The organism is Ensifer sp. 22460 (assembly GCF_052044935.1).
Lineage (GTDB): Bacteria > Pseudomonadota > Alphaproteobacteria > Rhizobiales > Rhizobiaceae > Ensifer.
This window is the reverse complement of sequence record NZ_JBQENZ010000069.1, coordinates 1-2,969: the sequence shown is the minus strand read 5'-3', so window position 1 is coordinate 2,969 and position 2,969 is coordinate 1. Positions and strand designations below refer to the sequence as shown.

The following is a 2,969-nucleotide window of genomic DNA, read 5'->3' as shown; positions in this document are numbered from 1 at the left end:
AAGCCTCGGCAACAACCTCGCCGAACCGCTGGCAGCGCTCATCGTGTCGCTTGCCGGCTCCTATGACGCCATCGTCTCGGCTGCGACCTCCGTCGGCAAGAACGTGCTGCCGCGCGTTGCTGCCCTGCTCGACGTCGCGCAGGTCTCGGAAATCGTCGAGATCGTCTCTGCCGACACGTTCAAGCGTCCGATCTATGCGGGCAATGCCATCCAGACGGTTCAGTCCACCGACGCCAGGAAGGTAATCACGGTTCGCACCGCCTCTTTCGCCGCAGCCGGTGAGGGCGGCAGCGCTTCGGTCGAGACCATCTCGGCCGCCGCGAACCCGGGTCTCTCGACTCATGTCAAGGATGCGCTGTCCTCGTCGGATCGTCCGGAACTGACGTCTGCCAAGATCATCATCTCGGGCGGCCGTGCACTCGGCTCGTCGGAGAAGTTCCAAGAGGTGATCCTTCCGATCGCCGACAAGCTGGGTGCTGCCGTCGGTGCAAGCCGCGCTGCTGTCGATGCGGGCTATGCGCCGAACGACTGGCAGATCGGCCAGACCGGCAAGGTTGTTGCCCCCGACCTCTACATCGCCTGCGGCATTTCTGGCGCCATCCAGCATCTGGCCGGCATGAAGGATTCGAAGCTGATCGTCGCGATCAACAAGGACGAGGAAGCGCCGATCTTCCAGGTCGCCGATTACGGTCTTGTGGCAGATATCTTCGATGCCCTACCGGAACTGCAGAAGGCGCTTTGACTGATTTAACATCGCCTCCCAAGCGACGGATGGCGTGGCTTTCAGGCTGCGTCATCCTTTTGATTTCTTTTGCTCCAGAAGATCTTTGGATGAAAAATCTACGTCCTGACAGCATCGTGCAGTCGATCCACCGCATCGTGGCCGCGATCACCGGCTACCTCGCCAAATCGCGAGGTTACATCTCGGACAGGTCGCAGTTCGATGATCGCACCGATCGCAAGTGTCATGGGTGCGAAATCGCCCCTGATGTCTTCTTCGGACATGCATCCCTGCGACGGGAACGTCGGGCGGATTTGCCAGCTTCGGCCGGCCGGCGCCGATTGGATAGAGCTTGGTGCCACGGCAATAGACGTGGTGTTCAATCCCGCTCTGACACCCCAGACAGGGGCACGTTCTGCCTCGTCGGCGACGTCGCCTTCCGGCGAGTGCGCGAAGGTCTGGAGTGTCATCACGCCCGTCCCCGCGGCATCGGCCCCATGACCACCCTCCGCTGATGGCGAGTACGGCGATCATCCCTATCGCAAACTCGACGCAGGCCGCCAAAGTTCTGAGAGACTGACATGAGCGAAGAAATGGAACTCCCCGCACGCGAAAGCATGGAATTCGACGTTGTGATCGTTGGTGCGGGACCTGCGGGGCTTTCGGCGGCGATCCGGCTGAAGCAGATCAATCCCGAGCTTTCCGTGGTGGTTCTGGAAAAGGGCGCCGAAGTCGGCGCGCATATCCTGTCGGGCGCCGTCGTCGATCCGATCGGCATCGACCGGCTATTGCCGGGCTGGCGCGACGAGGCGGATCATCCGTTCAAGACTGAAGTCAAGGACGACCATTTCCTGCTGCTCGGCCCGGCCGGCTCGATCCGGCTGCCGAACTTCGCCATGCCGCCGCTGATGAACAATCACGGCAACTACATCGTCTCGCTTGGAAACGTCTGTCGCTGGCTTGCCGGTCACGCCGAAGCGCTCGGTGTCGAGATCTATCCGGGCTTTGCCGCAACCGAAGTGCTCTATAACGACGACGGCGCCGTCATCGGTGTCGCCACCGGCGACATGGGCATCGAGAGGAATGGCGAGCCTGGCCCGAACTTTGCCCGCGGCATGGCGCTGCTCGGCAAATACACGCTGATCGGCGAGGGCGTGCGCGGCTCGCTCGCCAAGCAGCTGATTTCGAAGTTCGATCTGTCGAAAGACCGCGACGTCCAGAAGTTCGGCATCGGCCTGAAAGAGCTCTGGCAGGTTAAGCCCGAGAACCACCGTCCGGGCCTGGTGCAGCACTCGTTCGGCTGGCCGCTCGGCATGAAGACCGGTGGTGGTTCGTTCCTGTACCATCTGGAAGACAACCTCGTCGCGGTCGGCTTCGTCGTGCACCTCAACTACAAGAACCCATACCTCTTCCCTTTCGAGGAGTTCCAGCGGTTCAAGACCCATCCGGCCATCCGCGGCACCTTTGAAGGCGGCAAGCGGCTGTCCTATGGTGCTCGCGCCATCACCGAGGGCGGCTACCAGTCGGTACCGAAGCTGTCGTTCCCCGGTGGCGCGCTGATCGGCTGTTCGGCCGGCCTCGTGAACGTGCCGCGCATCAAGGGCAGCCACAATGCGGTGCTGTCTGGCATGCTGGCGGCTGACAAACTGGCAGAAGCGATCGCGTCGGGCAGGGCCAATGACGAGCCGGTCGAGATCGAGAACGAATGGCGCCAGACCGATATCGGCAAGGACCTGAAGCGGGTCAGGAACGTCAAGCCGCTGTGGTCGAAATTCGGCACGGCGATCGGCGTGGCACTCGGCGGTCTCGACATGTGGACCAACCAGTTGTTCGGTCTGTCGCTGTTCGGCACGCTGAAGCACGGCAAGAGCGATGCGCAGAGCCTCGAGCCGGCAGCAAAGCACACGAAGATCGATTACCCGAAACCCGATGGCGTGTTGACCTTCGATCGTCTGTCCTCGGTGTTCCTGTCGAACACCAACCACGAGGAGGATCAGCCGGTGCATCTGCAGGTCAAGGACATGAGCCTGCAGAAGCGCTCCGAGCACGACATCTATGCCGGCCCGTCGACGCGCTACTGTCCGGCTGGCGTCTACGAGTGGGTGGAGAAGGACGGCAAGCCGGTCTTCGTCATCAACGCGCAGAACTGCGTGCACTGCAAGACCTGCGACATCAAGGACCCGAACCAGAACATCAACTGGGTGCCGCCGCAGGGCGGCGAAGGCCCGGTCTATCCGAACATGTGAAT

Annotated in this window: 3 protein-coding genes; 2 read left to right on the top strand and 1 reads right to left on the bottom strand. The window is 61.9% G+C overall.

The window, feature by feature from the left end:
- The coding region (locus ACTJKM_RS36010) for an electron transfer flavoprotein subunit alpha/FixB family protein (RefSeq protein ID WP_440661889.1) at nucleotides 1-742 on the top strand (742 nt) is incomplete at its 5' end.
- A gap of 98 nt (nucleotides 743-840) precedes the next feature.
- Here ACTJKM_RS36010 and ACTJKM_RS36005 read toward each other — a convergent pair.
- Nucleotides 841-1,191 (bottom strand): hypothetical protein, encoded by a 351-nt coding sequence (locus ACTJKM_RS36005; RefSeq protein WP_145926105.1) that lies wholly within the window; start codon nucleotides 1,189-1,191, stop codon nucleotides 841-843.
- Between the two features lie 111 nt (nucleotides 1,192-1,302).
- On the opposite strand from ACTJKM_RS36005, the gene ACTJKM_RS36000 reads away from it, so the two are divergent.
- Nucleotides 1,303-2,967, top strand: a complete 1,665-nt coding sequence (locus ACTJKM_RS36000) for an electron transfer flavoprotein-ubiquinone oxidoreductase (RefSeq protein ID WP_440661888.1) — start codon at nucleotides 1,303-1,305, stop codon at nucleotides 2,965-2,967.
- Nucleotides 2,968-2,969: the final 2 nt, after the last annotated feature.

Bases quoted from the DNA above. Each gene is read 5' to 3' on its own strand.
- ACTJKM_RS36005 (WP_145926105.1), bottom strand. From the start codon at position 1,191: ATGACACTCCAGACCTTCGCGCACTCGCCGGAAGGCGACGTCGCCGAC.
- ACTJKM_RS36000 (WP_440661888.1), top strand. From the start codon at position 1,303: ATGAGCGAAGAAATGGAACTCCCCGCACGCGAAAGCATGGAATTCGAC.